Here is a 20,935-nt window from a genome sequence, read left to right on the forward strand (position 1 = left end):
TCTATCCTTTAAAATTTTAAAAAAGCCCCTTAAGCCCTTTTTCAAGCTTTTCTTTGAGCTTATCATCTTTAAATAAATGGTCTAAACCTTTTTTAAGGGTGTCGTTTTTTAGGATTTCTTTCAAGCCTTGTTGCAGGTTTTGTTGGATGGCTTTTTCATTTAAAATGAGGGAAAATTTTGGCTGGTGCATGTTACCTTGAAGTTTCATTTTAAAAATGAATTTTAAGATTTCCGCATCCATGAGCATGTCCATTTGCTTGGTGTTTAAATCCAATAAGCCGTTATGGATTTTCAATTGGGTTTTGGGGCTTTTCATGTTGAGATTAGAGAGTAGGCGTTGCTGGTTGATTTGGCTTACCAGATTGGCATCGTTATAAATTTCTTTAGTAATATCAAATTTAGAAATGGAGTAGAGGAAATCGCTGAATGCATTTTTGAGGAATCTTGCGTTTTTTAGGCGGGCTTTCAATACGCCTTGCTTGGCACTAAGATCATAGTCCAAGTTAGCGTCTGCAATGGATTGGAAAAACTTGGGGTAATGGAATAAATCTAAAGCTTTTAAAGTGGAAATATTGGAAAAACGGGCTTTCAAATCTTTATTTAAAAGCGTGAAATCCAGTGCGCCGTCTAATAAATTTGAATGGCCGCTGATTTTTAAAAGTTTGGGGCTTTGCTCTATATTGCCGTTTAAAGTCAAGCTCCCTTTTAAGGGGTGGTTGGTAATGTTATAGAGTTTGGCTAGATTGGGTATTTCTAAAGTGTAGGGGGCGTTGAGTTTTAAAACAGAGAAAAGGTATTCGCTTTTTAGGGCTGTAAAATTAACTAAAGGGCTAGTTAGGGTGGTATCGCTGATGGCTTTGTTCTCTTTAAAATCGCTTGAGTGCGAGAGGCTGAAAACGAGCGTGTCTTTAAGGTTTAAATGAAACATTTGATTGATTAGGGCGTTATTGATTAAAGCGTTATTAGCTGTTAGGATCAAATGCCCTTCTAAAGGCTTTAGAGAGTTAAAATCCGCTTGTAAGGACACTCTTGCGTTCGCATAAGCGGGGCGATTGATTAAATAAAGCAAATCTTCTAAATTGGCATCTTTTGCGTTCAAGCTTAAATGAGAAAGTTTGAAATCATCTAAAAGGGCGTTGTAGGCAGTGTGGGATTGAGCGACATTGGAGACGCCTTGAATTATAAGGGCTTTTATATGCCCTTTAATGTTCCCAGAAGTAACAATAGCCCCCCTTAAAGGGTAGGGTATCCATTCTTTGAAAGAGCGTAAATTTTTAATATCTATCTGGTAATTCAAATCCACGCTTTGCTTTAAAAGCGAGAAATCCCCCTTAAGAATGAGCGTGGAATCATCGTTGGCTTGAGCTTTAAAGTCTAAAGAGTTGAATCTCAATTTAAAGGTTTTAACGCTCAAGTAGCGCTCGTTCGGGTTGATTTTTTTCTCTATATACGAAGCGATGATTTGGTTCCCCCATTCTGTAAAAAGGATAAGATAGGTTGTTAAAAGGCCGATTAAAAGAAGCGCGAGTAGGGTATAAAGAAATTTTTTCATGTTTGTTTGTCCTTGAAGCAAATTGAATAGAATATATTAGCTTGTTTTGTAAGGGTTTCTAACATTTTTTATAAAGCCTTAACGAGCGGTAATAAGAATTTTTATAACCAAAAATCTCAATTTAATCTTTTATCAAGGAGCTTTAAATTAAAAGACTTGTGGCGTTAAACAAAGACGATCCAATCGTTTAGGATTTCTCAACCAAAGACACGACTGATAAAAAGAAAAAATTTAAGGAGAAAACATGGTGGAGAATAGCGGGATCGAACCGCTGACCTCCTGCGTGCAAAGCAGGCGCTCTCCCAGCTGAGCTAATTCCCCAAAGATTGTAAAAAATGGTGGGCTTAGGAGGAGTTGAACCTCCGACCTCACCCTTATCAGGGGTGCGCTCTAACCACCTGAGCTATAAGCCCTTAAAGTCAATAAAGATGAAATTATAGATTAAATTTTCTTAAGAAATCCTTAAATGATAAATGGGATTAAGATGTTATAATAGTTGTTATTTTTTCATTTTAAAAGGGGTTTTATGGCATTATTACTCACAGGAGCGTGCGGTTATATAGGCTCGCATACCGCAAGGGCGTTTTTAGAAAAAACCAAAGAAAATATCATTATTGTAGATGACTTAAGCACTGGTTTTTTAGAGCATATCAAAGCGTTAGAGCGTTACTACCCTAATAGGGTTACTTTTATTCAAGCGAATTTGAATGAAACGCACAAATTAGACGCCTTTTTAAATAAGCAACAGCTAAAAGACCCCATTGAAGCCATCTTGCATTTTGGGGCTAAAATCTCAGTAGAAGAATCCACGTGCTTGCCTTTAGAATACTACACCAACAACACGCTCAACACTTTAGAGCTTGTCAAACTTTGTTTAAAACATGCGATCAAGCGTTTTATTTTTTCTTCCACGGCTGTGGTTTATGGCGAGTCTGATTTTAGCTTGAATGAAGAAAGCCCCTTAAACCCCATTAATCCTTATGGAGCGTCTAAAATGATGAGTGAAAGGATTTTGTTAGACGCTTCTAAAGTGGCGGATTTCAATTGCGTTATCTTGCGCTATTTCAATGTGGCTGGGGCATGCATGCACAATGATTATACCACGCCTTACACGCTGGGACAACGCACGCTCAACGCCACGCATTTGATCAAAATCGCATGCGAATGCGCGGTGGGTAAAAGGAAAAAAATGGGGATTTTTGGCACCAATTACCCCACTAGAGATGGCACTTGCATTAGGGATTATATCCATGTAGATGATTTGGCTAACGCGCATTTAGCGAGCTATCACACTCTTTTAGAAAAAAATAAGAGCGAGATCTATAATGTCGGCTACAATCAAGGCCATAGCGTGAAAGAAGTGGTAGAAAAGGTCAAAGAAATCTCAAACAACGATTTTTTAGTAGAAATTTTAGACAAACGACAGGGCGATCCAGCAAGCCTTATTGCCAATAACGCTAAAATCTTGCAAAACACCCCTTTCAAACCCCTTTATAACAATCTAGACACCATTATCAAAAGCGCTCTAGATTGGGAAGAACACCTTTTAAGATTTCAATAATACACCCTGTGCAAATACAAGCCATTAGCCATTATGGGCGTTCTTATAGTGGCTTTGAGGTTATGGATTTGCATTTCAATTTCAGCGAGTGTGATTTTTTCTAGTGAATATTGAACGCATGCTTGAATGATCAAACGCACGCTGGAGCGTAAAAACGCATCGCCAATGATTTTAAACACCACGCATTCATGCCCCATGATAAAGGTTTTATAAACCAAAGCGTTAAAGATGATGCGATTAGGGTTGGTTGCCGCTCCGCCTTCTTTTTTAAACATGGAAAAATCATGCTTACCTATAAATTGCTTTAAAGCGGTATTTAATGAATCTAGTGAGCCATAATCCCCGCAAGCGATATAGGGCGCTAAAAAAGGCGTTTTTAAATTCTTCGTCAAAAGGTAACGATACGCTCTTTTTTGAGCGTCAAAACGCGCATGGAAGTTTTTTTCTTCTAGTTTTTTTAAGACAATATGGGGGGCGAGTTTGGGGGCTAGATAATGAAACAATTTAGCGGCATTCCAGTGTTTTGGAGCGTGAAAAGACAGCACTTGGTTGTTCGCATGCACGCCTTTATCCGTGCGCCCAGCCGCAACCACAACGCTTTTAATCCCTAGCAAATTGAGAGTGCCCTCTATTTTATCCTGAACGCCGAGTTTGTTAGGCTGTTTGGCATAGCCTAAAAAATACGCCCCATCATAAGCGATAGTAGCCTTAAAACAACGCATTTAATAACGCTTTACAATGAATTTTCTAAACAACAAATAAGAGGCAAACGCCCAAATAAAGGGGAAGAAAAAGGTCATCAAAAACAAATCCGTAGAAATCACATGCACCATTAAAAAATAAACCCCAACCGCTCCAAGGACATAGAAATAACTCCAATTCGTTTTGAATCGTGGGTTGGCGATGCCAAATAAGGGGATTAAAAACACGCTCGCTAAAGGGAATAAGGAAACTAAAATCGCTTGAGAAAAACGGCGTTTTTGATTTTTATTAGCGTTTTTACCAAAGGCTTTTTTCCAATAACCTAAATAATCCGTGCCTTGCAAATAAGCCGCATCATTAGAATTGAAAGACTTGAGCTTGTTGCGCAAATGCAATTCTTCAAAATCAACTTTACGCATTTTATCGCCTTGAGTGAAATACGCATGCCCTTTGTATAAATTCAATTCAAACACGCCGTTTTGATTGTTGATATTGCCTTTTTGGGCCAGAATGAAGCTTTCTTGAGAAAGGCTTTTATTAGAAAAAAGCACTAAATTATCATAGGAATTGTTTTCAGCTTTATCCACATACACGAGCCAATCGCCTAATTTTTGCCCGAATTCACCGGCTCTGATGTTAATGTCAATCTTGTCTTTTTTTTGACGCAAAAACCCGTAATAAGCGCTCTTAGAAGTGGGGATTAAAATAAGCGAAAACACCAATAAAATCGCGCTCACTAACAAACTTAAAGGCACAAACGCTTTAGTCATTGTTTTAGGCGAAACCCCTAAAGAGAAAAACACTAACAATTCATGGTCATAGCTAAGCCTTGAAAGCCCTAAAGCGCAAGCCGCAAAAAAAGTGATTGGCAAAATAAAAAAAATGGTTCCTGGCAAGGAATACAAAAAGAGTTGCACTAGATCCAAAAAGCTCACTTTAATCACGAGCGTTACGCTTGCAATACTGATTAATAGCACGATAGAGGAGATAAAAAACAGCACTAAAAAGAAAGAGAAAAAGACCTGCGAAACCGCCATGAAAAGATAGTGTTTAATCATGCTTTAATCTTTATTGCACCCCATCTACAACAGGCACAAACGAGCATTTTTCTAACACTTTTTGGACGCGCAAGGCGTTATTTTGTTTCACAAAGCGTTTGATGACTTGCTCGTTGTTTTCTTGAATGGGTGCAACTAATATCCCGCCTTCTTCAAGCTGATCAATAAGCGCTTGGGGGATATTTTTAGCGCAAGCAGAGAACAAAATCCTATCATAGGGGGCGTATTGATCCCAGCCCTTGTTCCCATCAGCGAATTTGACATGGACATTGTCTAAACCGAGATTTTTAAGGCGCAAACGCGCTTCTAAATACAGGCTTTCAATCCTTTCAACGCTAAAAACGCGCCTGAAAATTTGAGACAGCACCGCCGCTTGATAGCCGCTCCCGCAGCCAATTTCTAGCACGCTATCCACATGATCGATTTCTAAATATTGCGTCATTTTGGCCACGGTTAGGGGCGAAGAGATGTATTGTTGCGCTTGCATAGAAAGCGCGTTTAAAGTGTAGGCAAAATGTTTAAAGGGGGCTGGCACAAAAACCTCCCTTTCAATGCTCTCCATAGCCTTCCTCACTTTGGGGTGCAAATGAAAACGCTTGTGGATTTCTTCACACATCAAATGGTTTTTGATACTATTCAAACAAGCCCCTTAAAAATCATCAAAACTCACGCTCCCTTTAGCGTAATTGCTCACCCTAGCTTCAAAGAAATTGGAGCGTTGCTCATTGAAACTTGAAAAGCTCTCTACCCATTTAATGGGGTGTTGGACGCCATAAACTTTAGCGATACCCACCTTACTCAAACGGCTATCCGCTAAAAACTGGATGTATTGCTCAATCAAGCTTGAAGTGAGCCCTAAAATCTTGCCTTGCGTGATATAATCCCCCCATGAGGCTTCAATTTCTACCGCTTTTTTAAACATTCCTATGACTTCATTAATCAATTGCGGCGTGAATAGATCCGCTCTTTCATTCCTTAAAGCGTTGATCATGTTTTGGAATAAAATCAAATGCGTTACCTCATCTCTTTGGATAAAACGAATCATTTGCGCTGATCCTAGCATTTTACCGCTCCTAGCCAAAGTGTAAAAATAGCTAAACCCGCTATAAAAATAAATCCCCTCTAAAATCTGGTTAGCAAAAAGCGCTTTGAGAATGTTTTCTTCTGTAGGGTTTTTGGCTAATTCCATATACACTTGCGCGATATAGTCATTCTTGCTTTTTAATTGCATATCGTTACGCCACATGTCATAAATCTCTTCAGTATTCGCGCTAATGCTTTCCACCATCACCGCATACGCATGGCTGTGTAAGGCTTCTTCATAAGCTTGACGCACCAAACACAAATTGATTTCGGGACTGGTGATAAAGGGATTGACATTATCAATTAAATTATTCGCTTGCAAGCTGTCCATAAAAATGAGTTGCGCTAAAGCTCTGTCATAACCGATCTTTTCTTCTGCACTCAATTTCAAATAATCCCTTTTGTCATCATTCATGCTCACTTCTTCAGCAAACCAGGTGTTAGCGAGCATCGTTTTCCACAAATGATCCGCCCATTGATACTTGATTTTATTCAAATCAAACATGCTTGTAGGATTACCCCCAAAAATCTTTCTTTCATTCACACTTTCTGTAGAATTGGGGTTGTAAATTTTCTTGCGTGAAACTTCCATTTTGTTCCTTAATTTCCTTAAAACTATCTAACAATATAGTCTCGTTAGAATACCTTAAAAGAATTTAAAACCCCCTAAAAGCCAGAAAAAACTCCAAATTTTAAAAAACTTCAATTTTTCAGTATTTTTAAAGGATTAAAAAGCTATAATACTGCTTCTTTATTTTTTACTTCTTATGCGTGCGATTGCGTGCGGTGTGCGGAAGTGGCGAAATTGGTAGACGCACTAGACTTAGGATCTAGCGCCGCAAGGCATGAAGGTTCGATTCCTTTCTTCCGCACCATTCTTAATGATTAAGACTTGAAGCCCTAAATGGAACTTATTCTATTAAAACCCTCAAAAGTTTTTAAAACGCCATGAGCGATGTTTTGAACGCTCTCTAAATTCAAATTCGCATGACAAGGCAAGGAAATTTCAGCGCGATAAAAATTCTCTGCGCTTTTTAATGGGGCTGTGTTGAAGAGCTGTTGGTACAATTGGTATTGGTAAATGGGCTTGTAATGCACTTGGGCTAAAATGCCAATCTTGTGCAAACTTTCTAAAATGAGTTTTTTGCATGTAAAAAATTTTTGGTGCATTAAAATAGGGTAAAGGTGGTTAGAGCTTTGGTGTTTTAACAAGGGGTGTAAAGGGGTGAAATAAGGGTTATCTTTAAAAATCCTGTCATAAACTAGAGCGATTTCTTCTCTTTTTTGCATTAAAAGGGGGGCTTTTTTAAGCTGGCTCAAACCCAAAGCGCTTTGGATTTCATTCAAGCGGAAGTTATGCCCTATGCTTTTGACTTCGCCTTCAAAAAAATCTTTTTTGAGCATGCCATGAGAGCGAAACAATTTCATTTTTTCATACAATTCGCTATTATTAGTAACGACCGCTCCCCCTTCAGCCGTAGTGATAGGCTTAATGGCATGGAAACTAAACACGCTCGCTAACGCAAAGCCTCCTACTTTTTTGTTTTGATATTCGCTCCCTAAAGCATGCGAGCTGTCAGAAAGAAAACTCAAAGAATGCTTTTTGCAAAGCTCTTGAATGCTTTCTATCTCCACGCTTTTACCGGCATAATCCACGCTCACTATGGCTTTGGTTTTTTTAGTAATGAGCTTTTCTAGGGCCAATTCATCTATATTGCCATCGTTTTTGACTTCGGCAAATACGGGTGTATAGCCGCTTTCTAAAAGCATGTTAGCCGTCGCTACAAAGCTTATAGGAGTGGTGATTATTTCATTACAATGAGCGTTAAATCCGCTAAAATTCCTATAGAGCGTTAAAAGGGCTGAAGTCGCGCTGTTAAACACTAACGCATGCTTAACGCCCAAAAATTCGCACAAAGCTTCTTCAAATAACAGAGAGCGTTTGCCTTGCGTGAGCTGTTTAGAATTTAAAACCTCTAAAACAGCCTTTTTATCTTCTTCATCTAAACAAGGCTCGCTATAAGCAAACTCTTTCAAGCGAGTAAGTCTTGCAAGCGAGATGGGGTGATCTTGCTTGTGTCATGGACATCTTGGAATTTTTGAGCGTTCAGTCTTGTTTTATCTAAGGTGTTGTATTCCTTGTTCAAATGATTCGTTTCAGCGAGCTGTTTTTTCCACTGGTGCAAAGAGTTTTGAATGCTTTCTTTCTCACTTTCTAATGATTTTGAAAATTTCTCCAAAGCCTTCGTGTCGTCAATGTCAATATTGCTAGGGAGTTTCAAACTATCATTGCCTGATTTTTGATTGAAAGCATCAATCGCTTTATCCAAACGATTTTTAAAATGCTTGAAATCGTTTTGATCTTTTTCATTGTTATGAGCGTAAGCCTTAGAAATACTCATCAGTTCTTTAGCGTCTTTATCCATGCTTTTTAAGCTTTTAAGACGGCTTTCTAAATTCCCTATGGCTAGGTTATCCTGCTTAGCTTGTTTGGCTAATTTGATTCTTTCATCATTCTCTGAAAGGTTTTGAATTTCCTTATTTTCTTCTTTTCTTGTGCGCGAACTAACCCTTTGGGTATGGTAATCTTTCACCATCAAAGACGGGTTATAATTATTTGAAATCTTAGGCATCCTATCCTCCACTTCATTTGGTTTTCTTAAAGATAAGACAAGCAAACTCTATTCCTATAAACATTATCATTTACTTAATCTTATCTAAAAATATTAATCTAACTCTAAAATTCTTTCTAATTCTTTGATGAGATTTGCAATTTCTTCCAATTCTTTAAGATGGAGGGTGAGCTTATAATTGACTTGATTATCAGGATTCATTGACACTAATTGCTTTTTAAATTCATTTTGTTTCATAAAGTATTTTCTTTCTTTATGAATGTAGTGGATTTCATCTTTTTTAAAAATTCTATAAAGCAATTTGTCTTCGCACACCCCTAAGCAAATCAAAAAATCATAATTGTATCGTGGGTTTATGCCATTGAATTGAAAAGTGTTGTTAGCTCTGCCTTTTCGCGCGGTTTTAACTTCAAAAGACACGCCGCTTTTTGTCATAATATCGTATTCATCATGGATGATGCCATCATTGATCACTCCGTCTATAGCGTTAAGCACGCTTTTTAAAAATTCTTCGCCAATCTGCCCTATAGCGTTGGCTTCAAAATCTCTAATTTTTGAAAAAATAGCGTTGTAATCTTGCCCTAAATTCAATTCTTTATGTTTTTTTTCAATAATTTTTAAAAAAGTTTGTTCTAAGTCCATCAATTATCCTTTAAGCTATCCAAATGATCATATAAGGCTTGAAAAATATGACTTTTGCCTAAATGATAGCAAGAATTAGTCGCTAAACTTGCGTATTTTGTCCAATCAATTTCTTTGAATAGTTTTTTTAATTTAGCGTTTAAAGCCTTGTCAGCGCTAGTAAATACCACAGCAATACCAGATTGATACTTAACTTCCTCAAAGTTCTCTACAATTTGTGTGCTTTTATAAAAAGTTGATGAAATGTAAAAAGACGCTTTTTGATTAAAAATCCACTCTTTACCGCATTCTCTGTTTTTAGCTAATGAAACCGTGAAAACCTTGATATACTCGCCAAAGGGTTCTTTATGGCGATTCTTATACCAAGAAAATTCACTTTTTTTGTTTTGATACTTTTTGCTCCAAATTTGAAACACGCAATGCACATCCACTTCTTTATTTTTAAAATCTATAAACGCATTTTTTTCTAAGCGTTCGCTATAAAGCAGATTCAAACCTTTCACACGATACTTAATAGAGCCTTTTCCTTGACTTTCAAAAAACATAGGCAAGATAAAACACACAAAATCACAATTTCTAGCATGATTGATAAATTCTAATGCCATAACCCCACGATGCCCAAAAGGAGGGTTGCCCAAGCAAATTATTTTTTGATGTGTAGGCAATTTATAATTTAAAAAATCGCATTGAATAAATCCATCTCTTTTAGGTTCAATGTCTATACCAATGCGTCTATTTTTAGGAAACAAGTCATAAAACACCCCATCGCCTGCACTTGGCTCTAAAAAAATAAAGTCATCTAGATTTTCGTATTTTTTAATCACTTCACAAGCTTTTTGAAAGCATTTTAAAGCCACACTAGGCTTAGTGAAATACTGATCTAGGGCATTGCTAGAATTTTCTTTCATCTCATTGCCATTGACATAGCGTTTAGGGGTAATTTCTTTAAACAAGGTTTGCATGAAAAAACTTTACTATAAAACCATAAAACTTAATGCTGACTTTTTCTGATCGCTTAAAACCCTTAAACTATGCTTAAAAAAATCCTTAAAACTTAAAAATTTTCTTCTAAATACTTCGTGTGGATTTTTGCTTGCCTGAAATCCGCATTTTCAAGCATTTCAAGGTGGAAAGGAATGGTCGTTTTAATGCCTTCTACTTTAAATTCCTTTAAAGCCCTTTTCATCTTAGCGATCGCTCTTTCTCTGTTTTCACCCCACACAATGAGCTTGCCGATCATCGAATCATAGTGCGTAGGCACGACATAATGGGCATGCGCATGCGAATCAAGGCGCACATTCACCCCACCAGGGGCGATCCATTCAGTGATTTTGCCTGGGCTTGGGTAGAATTTTTTAGGATCTTCTGCCGTGATTCTACATTCTATCGCATGCCCTTTGAGAGAAAAGCTTTCTTGCTTGGGCAATTTTTCGCCTTGAGCGATTTTAATCATCCACTCAATGAGGTTTAACCCGCTCACCATTTCGCTAATGGTGTGTTCCACTTGCAAACGAGTGTTCATCTCCATGAAATAAAAATCTTTCATGTTAGAATCGAGCAAAAATTCAAAAGTCCCAGCACCCACATAACCGATATATTTAGCGGCTTTGATCGCTGTTTCTAGCAAACGCTCACGCACGCCCTCTTCTAAAACCACTGCCGGGGTTTCTTCAATGAGCTTTTGCTGGCGTCTTTGCACCGAACAATCCCTTTCGCCCACATGAATGACATTACCATGCTTATCGGCTAAAATCTGGACTTCAATGTGCTTAGGCTTGTTGATGAATTTTTCTAAATACACGCTCCCATCGCCAAACGCGCTCAAAGCTTCCGTTTCGGCGGCTAAATAAAGGTTTTTAAGCCTGGATTTATCTTCTACGACGCGCATGCCTCTCCCGCCCCCACCAGCAGCCGCTTTAATGATGACAGGGTAGCCGATTTTATCAGCGATTTCTTCAGCTTCTTGATAGCTTTTAAGCAACCCATCGCTGCCCTCAATCACAGGCATGCCGGCTTCTTTCATCACGCTTTTGGCTTTGGATTTGTCGCTCATCAAAGCCATGACTTTCGCGCTCGGGCCAATAAATTCTAAAGAATGGTGCGAGCAAATCTCTACAAAATTCTGGTTTTCACTCAAAAACCCATACCCAGGGAATATCGCATCCGCTTCAAACAATTCCGCCGCGCTAATGATCGCAGGGATATTCAAGTAACTCTCGCTGGATTTTTCCCCCCCTATACACACTTTGGCGCTAGCCGTATTGAGGTAGTGGGCGTCCTTATCAGCGATAGAATAAATGGCTATGGATTCTTTACCCATTTCTTGAATGGTTTGGATCGCTCTTAAAGCGATCTCGCCTCTATTAGCGATCAAAATGCGTGAAAGCTCTTTTTTTTCTACCTTTTTATTTTTGTTATTCATGGATTTTAAAGCTTTTCCACTTTGATGAGTTTCGTGCCGTATTCTACCGGCTGAGCGTCTCCCACTTCAACAGAAACCACCTTGCAAGGGTATTCCACTTCAATTTCATTCATGATTTTCATCGCTTCTACAATGCCCACGATTTGCCCTTTTTTAAGCGTATCGCCGGCTTTGACATAAGGCTCAGCCCCAGGGGATGGTGCATGATAAAAAGTGCCTACCATAGGCGAAAGCACGAAATCTTCTTTTTTATCCACAATAGGGGTGCATACCATAGGCACAGGGGTTTGAGCGCTTGGCATGCTCGCTTCTACCATGATGGGGGCTTGGATGGAGGCTTGAGAATGAGCGGGATTTAGCGCATTTTTTTTCGCATAAGCGGATTCTTTATCCAAAACCAGTTCAAAATGCTCATGCTTTAATTTCAAATGCCCTAAATCAGAAGCTTTAAATTCTTTGATCAACTCTTCAATTTCAGAAAGGTTCATAACGATTTATTCCTTAATATTATTTTAAAATATGCCACAAACACATCATCTTACTAACCATAAGCGTTTTTAGCAAAAAATTATTGTTATAATAACATAATTATTAACAAACTTTAAAGGCTTTGTGTATATGGGATTGAAAGCGGATTCTTGGATTAAAAAAATGAGTTTAGAGCATGGCATGATTAGCCCTTTTTGCGAAAAGCAAGTCGGTAAGAATGTGATCAGCTATGGTTTGAGCAGTTACGGGTATGATATTAGAGTGGGGAGTGAGTTCATGCTCTTTGATAACAAAAACGCTTTAATTGACCCTAAAAACTTTGACCCCAACAACGCAACCAAAATTGATGCGAGTAAAGAGGGTTTTTTTATCTTGCCCGCTAACGCGTTCGCTCTAGCCCATACGATAGAGTATTTTAAAATGCCTAAAGACACTTTAGCGATTTGTTTAGGCAAAAGCACTTACGCCAGATGCGGGATTATTGTGAATGTTACGCCTTTTGAGCCGGAATTTGAAGGCTATATTACGATTGAAATTTCTAACACCACTAATTTACCGGCTAAAGTCTATGCCAATGAAGGGATTGCACAAGTGGTGTTTTTACAAGGCGATGAAATGTGCGAGCAAAGCTATAAAGACAGAGGCGGTAAGTATCAAGGGCAAGTGGGCATCACTTTGCCTAAAATTTTGAAATGACAAAAAATTAAAGTTGGAATAATCTAACTCCATCAAACTTTTTAATCTTTTTATCCATTCCCATAACAATCAAGGTCTTTCTTTATCAGTGTTATTCGTTTTTTAATACAAACAATACCGCAATTTCTCAAAAATATATTATAATACGAAACTTCAGTCTCTATTGAGTTACACACTCTTTGAGAACAAAACGCTAAATTATTTAGGAAATTACCATGCTAAGATTCGTTAGTAAAACGATTTGTTTGTCTTTAATCGGCTTATTCAACCCTTTAGAAGCCTTTCAAAAAAACCAAAAAGACGGCTTTTTTATAGAAGCCGGGTTTGAAACCGGGTTATTAGAAGGCACACAAACTAAAGAACAAACAATAACCCAAAACACCCAAAACACTCAAAAAATCTATGAAAACCCCCTAACCCACCCCCAAACTAAAGAACAGCCTAAAGAACAAAACAAAAGCGATACAGCCACCCCACAAAGCACTTACGGAAAATACTACATACCCCAAAGCACCATTTTAAAAAACGCAACGGCTTTATTCACCACGAACAATATAGAAAATGGCTTAACTTTTTATTCTCAAAGCCCTGTGTATGCGAATATGGTTAATGGGAGCGTAACCATACAAAACTTTCTGCCTTACAATTTAAACAATGTTGAACTTAGTTTTAAAGACGCTCAAGGCAAGGTAATCAATTTAGGCGTGATAGAGACTATCCCTAAAGATTCTCAAATCATTCTGCCTGCAAGCTTGTTTAATGATTCAGAATTTGAACAAGCTGATAGCTTTAATTACCAACAACTTCAAGCCACTGCCACACAATTTTCTGATGCTAACACGCAAAGTTTGTTTCAAAAGCTCAGCCAAATCACGACCAATGTAACGATGAGTTATGAAAACGCCGATACCAACAATTTTAAAGGTAATTGCCATGATTGTGTGTCAGATTTCACCCCACAAACCGCAGAAGAATTGACCAATTTAATGTTGGACATGATTGCGGTGTTTGACTCTAAATCTTGGGAAGAAGCCGTTTTAAACGCCCCTTTCCAATTTTCTAACAGCTCATCAGAGTGCGGCTCTGACTTTCCTAAATGCGTGAATCCTTTCAATAACGGGCGTGTCGCTCCCATCTATGAAAAATATGTGCTAACCCCACAATCCGTTATAGATGCGTTTAGAAGAACGATCAATCTTGAAGTGAATATCCTAAAATCAGGGTTTGTAGGGCTAGGGTATGAACTTGATGATAATGATGGTAATCTGGGGATAGAAGCTTCTGCTTTAAATCCCGAAAAATTGTTTGGTAAAACTTTGAACAAAGTTGATATTGTGGAATTAAGAGACATTATCCATGAATTTAGCCACACTAAAGGCTATACGCATAACGGGAACATGACTTATCAAAGGGTACGCTTGTGTCAAGAAAACGGCGGAGCTATACAAGAATGTGAGGGTGGAAAAGAAGAATTGGTCAATGGGAAAGAAGAACTAAAATTTACAAATGGGAAAGAAGTAAAAGATCAGGATGGTTACACCTATGATGTTTGCTCTCGTTTTGGCGGCAAAAATCAGCCCGCTTTCCCTAGCAATTACCCCAATTCCATTTATACGAATTGCGCTCAAGTCCCCGCCGGGCTTATAGGGGTTACTACCGCTGTTTGGCAACAGCTCATCAATCAAAACGCTCTGCCCATTAATTTCGCTAATTTGAGCAGCCAAGCCAACTATTTAGACGCCAGTTTGAACGCGCAAAATTTTGCAACCTCTATGATCAGTGCGATCGCGCAAAATTTTTCCACCACTTCCACCACCACTTACCGCTCTTCAAGTAAGAATTTTAGAAGCCCTATTTTAGGTGCTAATGTTAAAATAGGCTACCAACATTATTTCAATGACTACATAGGGTTAGCCTATTACGGCATCATCAAATACAACTACGCTCAAGCCAATAACGAAAAAATCCAGCAATTAAGCTATGGTGGGGGAATGGATGTGTTGTTTGATTTCATCACCACTTATGCCAATAAAAAGCAAGGCAATCCAACTAAAAAAGTTTTTGCTTCCTCTTTTGGGGTGTTTGGGGGGTTAAGGGGCTTATACAATAGCTACTATGTTTTCAATCAAGTCAAAGGAAGCGGTAATTTAGATATAGTTACTGGGTTTAATTACCGCTACAAGCATTCTAAATATTCCATAGGCATTAGCGTTCCTTTAATCCAAAGCGGTATTAAAATCGCTTCTAATAATGGCATCTATGCGAACTCTGTTGTTTTGAATGAAGGGGGCAGCCATTTTAAAGTGTTTTTCAACTATGGGTGGATTTTCTAGGATTTAAAATCCCCAATAACCCCCTAAACTTGCGCGATACTCGCCACAAACACGCATGCACTCTCAGATTTTAGCACCATATCTAACGGGATGCGATAAATTCCACGCTCTTTAAAATACTCTCTTTCTTGCTCGCTAAAGCCCCCTTCAGGCCCTATGATAACGCCTTTTTCAAAATTCGCGCTTGCGGGCAAAGTTTCGCCGTTAAAATCCAAAACGCTCGCTTTAGGGTAGGCGTTTAACATTTCTTTGGTGTTTGGAAACGCTTCCAATTCCATTAAAGCGCTCCTACCGCATTGCTCGCAAGAATGAATCAAAATCTTTTGAAAGCGCTCTAATTTGGCGCTGTCTATTTTTTCATTGCGTTGGCTAAAATCCGCATAGAATAAACTCAACTTGCTCACGCCTAACTGGTTTAAAAATGGTAGGATTTTTTCAATGCTTTTGATTTCAATCACGCTTAAAATCAAATGCGTTTTTTTATTAGCCATAATCTCTAATGGTTGCACGCCCACTAGCCTTAAAAGGGCGTGTTTTTTAGTGATTTCTGCATGCTCATAGGTGTATAAAAAGCCGTCTTTTAAATTTCTTAAATCCAAATAGCTCGCGCTTTTGATACGCCTTGATCGGTATAAATGGATATAACTCTCGCCTTCTATTTTTAAAATAGGCTCTTTGGCTAAAGGGTGGTAGACAAAACGCATTCAAAGGCCCATTAACACAACAATAAGAATCGTTTCTAAAAAATACAGGATTTTAGCCTTTTTGATATAGGCTTCCATCCTTTCTTTTTTAGTGATAGCGAATTTCACGCTTTTATGGCGTTTGATTTCTGCTATAAGCATCAACAACAACCCTAAAAGCATGGCAACAGCGCTAAAAGAAAATTCAAATTGCTGCATCGCCCAAATAAAAATCCCGCTCAAAAGAGCGATGCTTAAAAGAATGTAAATCGCTGGCATGACAAGATAGATTTTTTTGTTCAATTGGATAAAATTCTTTTCTTTAAAAAGGGTGTAAAGATTGATCATAAAGGCTAGGGCGAGCAAAGCGGCAAAAAAGGCATGGACAAGCAAGGATTGAGCCATCACAGAAGAATCTTGTGTATTTAATGCTTGCAAACTCATCTCTAACATTAACTTCTTTCTAACGATTTATTTTTTATTAATCGTTTTATTTTAGCATGTGCTAATGAATTTGATCAATGAAAAGCTCAATAATTTAGAAAATCACGCCATAAAATCCCCCAAAGAAGCGGTTGTTCTTTTGAATATGGGAGGGCCTAACAGCCTTTATGAAGTGGGGGTGTTTTTAAAAAACATGTTTGATGACCCCTTTATCCTTACCATTAAAAATAATTTCATGCGTAAAATGGTGGGTAAAATGATTGTCAATAGCCGCATAGAAAAATCCAAAAAAATCTATGAAAAATTAGGGGGCAAATCCCCTTTAACGCCTATCACATTCGCCCTTACAGAGCGTTTGAATGAATTGGATCCTTCTCGCTTTTACACTTATGCGATGCGCTATACTCCCCCTTATGCGTCTATGGTCTTGCAAGATTTGGCCTTAAAAGAGGTAGAAAGCTTGGTGTTTTTTTCCATGTATCCTCAATATTCTAGCACTACCACGCTTTCTAGTTTCAATGACGCTTTTAACGCTCTCAAATCCTTAGAAACTTTCCGCCCTAAAGTGCGAGTGATAGAGCGCTTTTATGCCAGCACAAAGCTTAATGAAATCATTTTAAACACGATTTTAAACACCCTAAACAACCGCAAGAGTCAGGATTTTGTCTTAATCTTTTCTGTTCATGGCTTACCTAAAAGCGTTATTGATGCCGGTGATACTTACCAGCAAGAATGCGAACACCATGTGAGTTTGTTAAAAGAGTTGATGCAACAAAAAAATATCCCTTTTAAAGAAGTTTTACTCTCTTACCAATCCAAGCTAGGGCCTATGAAATGGCTAGAGCCAAGCACTGAAGAGTTGATAGAAAAGCACCGCAAATCTCATATTATCATCTATCCTTTGGCTTTCACGATTGACAATTCTGAAACGCTCTATGAATTAGACATGCAATACCGCTTGATGGCAGAGCGCTTGGCAATTAAGGAATATTTGGTTTGCCCATGCTTAAACGATTCCATAGAGTTTGCAAAATTTATCATTGAATTAGTGAATAACCTTAAAAGTGAGTGAAATTTGCATAAAAAAGCGATTATTGTAGTAAGATACCTAGTTTTCAAATCTATTAAACAATAAAGGTTATTACATGTTTTCACTTTCTTATGTTTCCAAGAAATTTTTAAGCGTGTTGCTATTGATTTCGCTGTTTTTAAGCGCTTGCAAATCCAACAATAAAGACAAATTAGACGAAAATCTTTTAAGCTCCGGCTCTCAAAGCTCCAAAGAATTGAACGATGAGCGAGACAATATAGACAAAAAGAGCTACGCTGGTTTAGAAGATGTTTTTTTAGACAACAAGTCCATTAGCCCTAATGATAAATACATGCTTTTAGTTTTTGGGCGCAATGGTTGCTCCTATTGTGAAAGGCTTAAAAAAGATCTCAAAAATGTCAAAGAATTGCGCAACTATATTAGAGAGCATTTTAGCGCTTACTATGTCAATATCAGCTATTCTAAAGAGCATAATTTTAAAGTCGGCGATAAGGATAAAAATGATGAAAAAGAAATCAAAATGTCCACAGAAGAATTAGCGCAAATTTATGCCGTCCAATCCACCCCTACGATTGTTTTATCCGATAAAACCGGTAAAACCATCTATGAATTGCCCGGCTATATGCCTTCTGTGCAATTTTTAGCCGTGTTAGAATTTATCGGCGATGGGAAGTATCAAGACACGAAAAACGATGAGGATCTCACTAAAAAATTAAAGGCTTACATCAAGTATAAAACCAACCTTTCTAAGAGCAAGTCCAGCTAGAGAATGAGAATGAAAAACCTTAAGAGCTTGCTCTCTTTTTTGTTCGCTTCTTTTTGGGTCGCTATCCCTTTAATCGCGCTCTACGCTTGCGCGTGCGCGATAGCCACTTTTATAGAAAACGATTACGGCACGAGCGCGAGTAAGGCGATTGTGTATAACACCTCTTGGTTCAATTTCTTGCATGCGTATTTGTTGGTGGTTTTAATAGGCACATTCATTAAATCTAAAGCTTTGGAGCGCAAAAGGTATGCGAGCCTTTTTTTCCACAGCTCCTTGATTTTCATCATTTTAGGGGCAGCCATCACGCGTTTTTTTGGCGTAGAAGGGCTTATGCATGTGCGAGAAAACAGCGCGCAAAGCTCTTTTGAAAGCGCGGACACTTACCTTAATATCACCCTAAATGACGAAAAAAAACTTTCTTTAAAAACGCCTTTAACTTTTTATTATTCCAAACGATTAAAACCCATTCATGCCACTTTAGATCACAAGCCTTTGATTTTAGAACCCTTAGAGATTTACAAGCAAAACGCCATTAAAAAAGATGACGCTACTATTTTAGTGTTAAAGGCGACTTATAACGGCGTGAGCCACAAATTCAACCTCATTAAAAACAACAGGAATGAAGGCATAGAAGAAAGCGAGGTGTTTAAAGACGACAAGCTCTCTTTAAGTTTTGGATCCGCTTACATTGAATTGCCCTTTCAAATCAAACTGAAGCGTTTTGAATTAGAGCGCTATGCCGGCTCTATGAGCCCTTCATCTTACGCTTCAGAAGTGGAAGTGTTGGAATTGGATAACACCTTAATCAAACCTTATAGGATTTTTATGAACCATGTTTTAGATTATGAGGGCTATCGCTTTTTCCAATCTTCCTATGACATGGATGAAAAAGGCACGATCCTTTCTGTCAATAAAGATCCGGGCAAAATCCCCACCTATTTAGGGTATGCGATGCTTATTTTGGGGGCTTTGTGGTTGCTTTTGGATAAAAACGGGCGTTTTTTGAAGCTTTCACGCTTTTTAAAATCCCAACAAGCCGCTAGTTTCTTACTCGCTTTAATTTTAATCAGCCCTTTTACTTCTTCGTTTGCCAATGAAGGCCAAATTGACATGCATGGGGGCAAAAGCACTAAAATAGAACGACAAAAGATAGAAAATCCCGCCAATAAAGAAGATTCTAAAAGCGCGATTTTAGAGCGTTTGAAGCATTTAAGAGAGTATTCCAAAGACCACTTAAAAGCCTTTCAAAGGCTTCAAGTCCAAGATTTTGATGGGCGTATCAAACCCCTTGATACCATCAGCATTGAATACATTCATAAGATTTTAAAAAAAGATGATTTTCAAGGGCTAAACGCCATGCAAGTGCTTTTAGGAATCATGTTTTTCCCTAACGATTGGCGCAGTATTAAGATGATTTACACTTCTAATAAAGCCTTAAGGAAGCTTATTGGCACGCCTTTAGACGAAAGCCGTATCGCCTTTAGAGATGCGTTTGATAGCCGTGGGTATAAATTAAAAAATTTGGTTGAAGAAGCCAATCAAAAATCCCCCAATGCGCGCAACGAGTTGGATAAAGACATATTAAAAGTAGATGAACGAATCAACTTAGTCTATACGCTTTTTAGCGCTCAATTTTTACGCATTTTCCCTAGCGATAAAACCACCGCTTGGCTCTCGCCCATTGAAGCGATCAACAGCCCCAATAAAGAAATTTCAAGCGTGGCAACGGAGTTTTTAAAAAATATTTTTAGCGGGTTTGATGACGCTTTAAAAACCAATCAATGGGATAAAGTAGAAAAAACCCTAAAAGATTTAAGCATTTACCAACAAGAGCATGCCAAAAACCTCTATTTACCCTCTTCAAAAGTGGATTCTGAAATTTTTTTAAACCACACCAATTTTTTTAACAGCCTGACCTTGCCTTATATCCTTTTAGGATTGTTGCTTTTTATCGTTGTGATCACCTCTTTGGTTAAAAACACGACTCCAAATATTTGGCTCACTAAAATCCTTTATATGGCTATCTTGCTTTGCGCGATCGCTCATTCTATGGGACTCGTTTTACGCTGGTATGTGAGCGGGCATTCGCCTTGGAGCAACGCTTATGAGTCCATGCTTTATATCGCATGGGCTTCTGTTATCGCAGGGTTTGTTTTACGATCCAAACTCGCGCTATCGGCTTCTAGCTTTTTAGCCGGTATCGCGCTCTTTGTGGCTCATTTAGGCTTTATGGATCCTCAAATTGGCCCTTTAGTGCCGGTGTTAAAATCCTATTGGCTCAATATCCATGTCTCTGTCATCACCGCCAGTTATGGCTTTTTGGGCTTGTGTTTTGTGCTAGGGATTTTGAGTTTGGTTTTGTTTATTTTGCGCAAACAAGGGCGTTTCAATTTAGACAAAACCATTCTCTCCATTAGTGCCATCAATGAAATGAGCATGATTTTAGGCCTGTTCATGCTCACGGCCGGGAATTTCTTAGGCGGGGTGTGGGCGAATGAATCTTGGGGGCGCTATTGGGGGTGGGACCCTAAAGAAACCTGGGCGTTGATTTCTATTTGCGTCTATGCTTTAATCTTGCATTTGCGTTTTTTAGGCTCTCACAATTGGCCCTTTATTTTAGCGAGCAGCAGCGTGCTAGGGTTTTATTCGGTTTTAATGACTTATTTTGGCGTGAATTACTACCTTTCTGGCTTGCACAGCTATGCCGCAGGCGATCCCTTGCCTATCCCTACTTTTTTATATTTTTTGGTAGCGATACCTTTCGCTCTCGTGATCTTGGCGTATTTCAAACGCCATTTGAGTTTGCCTAAATTGGTTTAA

General features: G+C 38.4%; 19 protein-coding genes and 3 tRNA genes. 7 read left to right on the top strand and 15 right to left on the bottom strand.

Features of this window, described 5'->3' with window-relative positions; translation table 11 throughout:
- Nucleotides 1-16: 16 nt before the first annotated feature.
- From EAL49_RS05035 to EAL49_RS05045, 3 genes are all read right to left on the bottom strand, one after another.
- Nucleotides 17-1,552, bottom strand: a complete 1,536-nt coding sequence (locus tag EAL49_RS05035) for a hypothetical protein (protein WP_120829368.1) — start codon at nt 1,550-1,552, stop codon at nt 17-19.
- A gap of 245 nt (nt 1,553-1,797) precedes the next feature.
- A tRNA-Ala gene (locus tag EAL49_RS05040) sits at nt 1,798-1,873 on the bottom strand.
- A 15-nt stretch (nt 1,874-1,888) separates the two neighbouring features.
- A tRNA-Ile gene (locus tag EAL49_RS05045) sits at nt 1,889-1,965 on the bottom strand.
- A gap of 113 nt (nt 1,966-2,078) precedes the next feature.
- Here EAL49_RS05045 and galE point away from each other — a divergent pair.
- Nucleotides 2,079-3,113 carry a UDP-glucose 4-epimerase GalE gene (galE, locus tag EAL49_RS05050; RefSeq protein ID WP_120829369.1) on the top strand — a complete coding sequence of 345 codons (1,035 nt, stop codon included), beginning with the start codon at nt 2,079-2,081 and terminating at the stop codon, nt 3,111-3,113.
- Here the strand turns inward: galE and truA are convergent.
- From truA to EAL49_RS05070, 4 genes are read right to left on the bottom strand one after another with little or no spacing between them, the layout of a single operon-like run.
- Nucleotides 3,107-3,835 (bottom strand): tRNA pseudouridine(38-40) synthase TruA, encoded by a 729-nt coding sequence (gene truA, locus EAL49_RS05055; protein ID WP_120829370.1) that lies wholly within the window; start codon nt 3,833-3,835, stop codon nt 3,107-3,109. The genes galE and truA overlap by 7 nt on opposite strands.
- A complete protein-coding gene (locus EAL49_RS05060; RefSeq protein ID WP_120829371.1) occupies nt 3,836-4,873 on the bottom strand; it encodes an LptF/LptG family permease in 1,038 nt (345 codons plus the stop codon). It abuts the gene before it with no gap.
- A gap of 10 nt (nt 4,874-4,883) precedes the next feature.
- Nucleotides 4,884-5,513 carry a protein-L-isoaspartate O-methyltransferase gene (pcm, locus tag EAL49_RS05065; RefSeq protein ID WP_001084523.1) on the bottom strand — a complete coding sequence of 210 codons (630 nt, stop codon included), beginning with the start codon at nt 5,511-5,513 and terminating at the stop codon, nt 4,884-4,886.
- 9 nt (nt 5,514-5,522) lie between these two features.
- Entirely contained in the window at nt 5,523-6,548 is a 1,026-nt protein-coding gene (locus tag EAL49_RS05070; RefSeq protein ID WP_120829372.1) for a ribonucleotide-diphosphate reductase subunit beta, read from the bottom strand.
- A 198-nt stretch (nt 6,549-6,746) separates the two neighbouring features.
- Here EAL49_RS05070 and EAL49_RS05075 point away from each other — a divergent pair.
- A tRNA-Leu gene (locus tag EAL49_RS05075) sits at nt 6,747-6,831 on the top strand.
- 25 nt (nt 6,832-6,856) lie between these two features.
- On the opposite strand, the gene pseC is transcribed toward EAL49_RS05075, so the two are convergent.
- The 6 genes from pseC to accB all read right to left on the bottom strand — a co-directional run bounded on the left by pseC (nt 6,857) and on the right by accB (nt 12,141).
- Nucleotides 6,857-7,993, bottom strand: a complete 1,137-nt coding sequence (pseC, locus tag EAL49_RS05080; protein ID WP_120829373.1) for a UDP-4-amino-4,6-dideoxy-N-acetyl-beta-L-altrosamine transaminase — start codon at nt 7,991-7,993, stop codon at nt 6,857-6,859.
- On the bottom strand, nt 7,990-8,589 hold the full coding sequence (locus EAL49_RS05085) for a Laminin subunit alpha-2 precursor (protein WP_120829414.1): 600 nt from the start codon (nt 8,587-8,589) through the stop codon (nt 7,990-7,992). Before EAL49_RS05085 ends, pseC begins: the two co-directional genes overlap by 4 nt.
- Nucleotides 8,590-8,682: 93 nt before the next feature.
- Entirely contained in the window at nt 8,683-9,231 is a 549-nt protein-coding gene (locus EAL49_RS05090) for a restriction endonuclease (protein ID WP_120829374.1), read from the bottom strand.
- Nucleotides 9,231-10,193 carry an SAM-dependent methyltransferase gene (locus tag EAL49_RS05095; protein WP_120829375.1) on the bottom strand — a complete coding sequence of 321 codons (963 nt, stop codon included), beginning with the start codon at nt 10,191-10,193 and terminating at the stop codon, nt 9,231-9,233. Before EAL49_RS05095 ends, EAL49_RS05090 begins: the two co-directional genes overlap by 1 nt.
- Nucleotides 10,194-10,285: 92 nt before the next feature.
- Nucleotides 10,286-11,653, bottom strand: a complete 1,368-nt coding sequence (locus tag EAL49_RS05100; protein ID WP_120829376.1) for an acetyl-CoA carboxylase biotin carboxylase subunit — start codon at nt 11,651-11,653, stop codon at nt 10,286-10,288.
- A gap of 5 nt (nt 11,654-11,658) precedes the next feature.
- Nucleotides 11,659-12,141, bottom strand: coding sequence for an acetyl-CoA carboxylase biotin carboxyl carrier protein (gene accB / locus EAL49_RS05105; RefSeq protein WP_001053767.1), 483 nt, complete (start codon nt 12,139-12,141; stop codon nt 11,659-11,661).
- 130 nt (nt 12,142-12,271) lie between these two features.
- Here accB and dcd point away from each other — a divergent pair, with 130 nt between their 5' ends.
- Together dcd and EAL49_RS05115 are read left to right on the top strand one after the other, a co-directional pair.
- Nucleotides 12,272-12,838: a dCTP deaminase gene (gene dcd, locus EAL49_RS05110; RefSeq protein WP_000523102.1), complete on the top strand. Its 567-nt coding sequence runs from the start codon at nt 12,272-12,274 to the stop codon at nt 12,836-12,838.
- Between the two features lie 215 nt (nt 12,839-13,053).
- A complete protein-coding gene (locus EAL49_RS05115; protein WP_120829377.1) occupies nt 13,054-15,171 on the top strand; it encodes a porin family protein in 2,118 nt (705 codons plus the stop codon).
- A 23-nt stretch (nt 15,172-15,194) separates the two neighbouring features.
- Here the strand turns inward: EAL49_RS05115 and EAL49_RS05120 are convergent, their stop codons facing one another.
- Complete coding sequence (locus EAL49_RS05120; RefSeq protein WP_120829378.1) at nt 15,195-15,875, bottom strand: 16S rRNA (uracil(1498)-N(3))-methyltransferase; 681 nt, start codon at nt 15,873-15,875, stop codon at nt 15,195-15,197.
- Entirely contained in the window at nt 15,876-16,307 is a 432-nt protein-coding gene (locus EAL49_RS05125; RefSeq protein ID WP_000892134.1) for a hypothetical protein, read from the bottom strand.
- Nucleotides 16,308-16,362: 55 nt separating this feature from the next.
- Here EAL49_RS05125 and hemH point away from each other — a divergent pair, with 55 nt between their 5' ends.
- The 3 genes from hemH to EAL49_RS05140 all read left to right on the top strand — a co-directional run bounded on the left by hemH (nt 16,363) and on the right by EAL49_RS05140 (nt 20,935).
- Complete coding sequence (gene hemH, locus EAL49_RS05130) at nt 16,363-17,370, top strand: ferrochelatase (protein WP_120829379.1); 1,008 nt, start codon at nt 16,363-16,365, stop codon at nt 17,368-17,370.
- A 73-nt stretch (nt 17,371-17,443) separates the two neighbouring features.
- A complete protein-coding gene (locus EAL49_RS05135) occupies nt 17,444-18,115 on the top strand; it encodes a SoxW family protein (RefSeq protein WP_120829380.1) in 672 nt (223 codons plus the stop codon).
- 9 nt (nt 18,116-18,124) lie between these two features.
- The gene (locus EAL49_RS05140) at nt 18,125-20,935 is read left to right on the top strand and encodes a cytochrome c biogenesis protein (protein WP_120829381.1); all 2,811 of its coding nucleotides are present in this window, start codon (nt 18,125-18,127) and stop codon (nt 20,933-20,935) included.

Origin of the sequence: Helicobacter pylori (assembly GCF_003637665.1) — a bacterium.
Taxonomy (GTDB): Bacteria; Campylobacterota; Campylobacteria; order Campylobacterales; family Helicobacteraceae; genus Helicobacter; species Helicobacter pylori_CK.

Bases quoted from the DNA above. Each gene is read 5' to 3' on its own strand.
- EAL49_RS05035 (WP_120829368.1), bottom strand. From the start codon at position 1,552: ATGAAAAAATTTCTTTATACCCTACTCGCGCTTCTTTTAATCGGCCTT.
- galE (WP_120829369.1), top strand. From the start codon at position 2,079: ATGGCATTATTACTCACAGGAGCGTGCGGTTATATAGGCTCGCATACC.
- truA (WP_120829370.1), bottom strand. From the start codon at position 3,835: ATGCGTTGTTTTAAGGCTACTATCGCTTATGATGGGGCGTATTTTTTA.
- EAL49_RS05060 (WP_120829371.1), bottom strand. From the start codon at position 4,873: ATGATTAAACACTATCTTTTCATGGCGGTTTCGCAGGTCTTTTTCTCT.
- EAL49_RS05070 (WP_120829372.1), bottom strand. From the start codon at position 6,548: ATGGAAGTTTCACGCAAGAAAATTTACAACCCCAATTCTACAGAAAGT.
- EAL49_RS05085 (WP_120829414.1), bottom strand. From the start codon at position 8,589: ATGCCTAAGATTTCAAATAATTATAACCCGTCTTTGATGGTGAAAGAT.
- EAL49_RS05090 (WP_120829374.1), bottom strand. From the start codon at position 9,231: ATGGACTTAGAACAAACTTTTTTAAAAATTATTGAAAAAAAACATAAA.
- EAL49_RS05095 (WP_120829375.1), bottom strand. From the start codon at position 10,193: ATGCAAACCTTGTTTAAAGAAATTACCCCTAAACGCTATGTCAATGGC.
- EAL49_RS05100 (WP_120829376.1), bottom strand. From the start codon at position 11,653: ATGAATAACAAAAATAAAAAGGTAGAAAAAAAAGAGCTTTCACGCATT.
- accB (WP_001053767.1), bottom strand. From the start codon at position 12,141: ATGAACCTTTCTGAAATTGAAGAGTTGATCAAAGAATTTAAAGCTTCT.
- dcd (WP_000523102.1), top strand. From the start codon at position 12,272: ATGGGATTGAAAGCGGATTCTTGGATTAAAAAAATGAGTTTAGAGCAT.
- EAL49_RS05115 (WP_120829377.1), top strand. From the start codon at position 13,054: ATGCTAAGATTCGTTAGTAAAACGATTTGTTTGTCTTTAATCGGCTTA.
- EAL49_RS05120 (WP_120829378.1), bottom strand. From the start codon at position 15,875: ATGCGTTTTGTCTACCACCCTTTAGCCAAAGAGCCTATTTTAAAAATA.
- EAL49_RS05125 (WP_000892134.1), bottom strand. From the start codon at position 16,307: ATGTTAGAGATGAGTTTGCAAGCATTAAATACACAAGATTCTTCTGTG.
- hemH (WP_120829379.1), top strand. From the start codon at position 16,363: ATGAATTTGATCAATGAAAAGCTCAATAATTTAGAAAATCACGCCATA.
- EAL49_RS05135 (WP_120829380.1), top strand. From the start codon at position 17,444: ATGTTTTCACTTTCTTATGTTTCCAAGAAATTTTTAAGCGTGTTGCTA.
- EAL49_RS05140 (WP_120829381.1), top strand. From the start codon at position 18,125: ATGAAAAACCTTAAGAGCTTGCTCTCTTTTTTGTTCGCTTCTTTTTGG.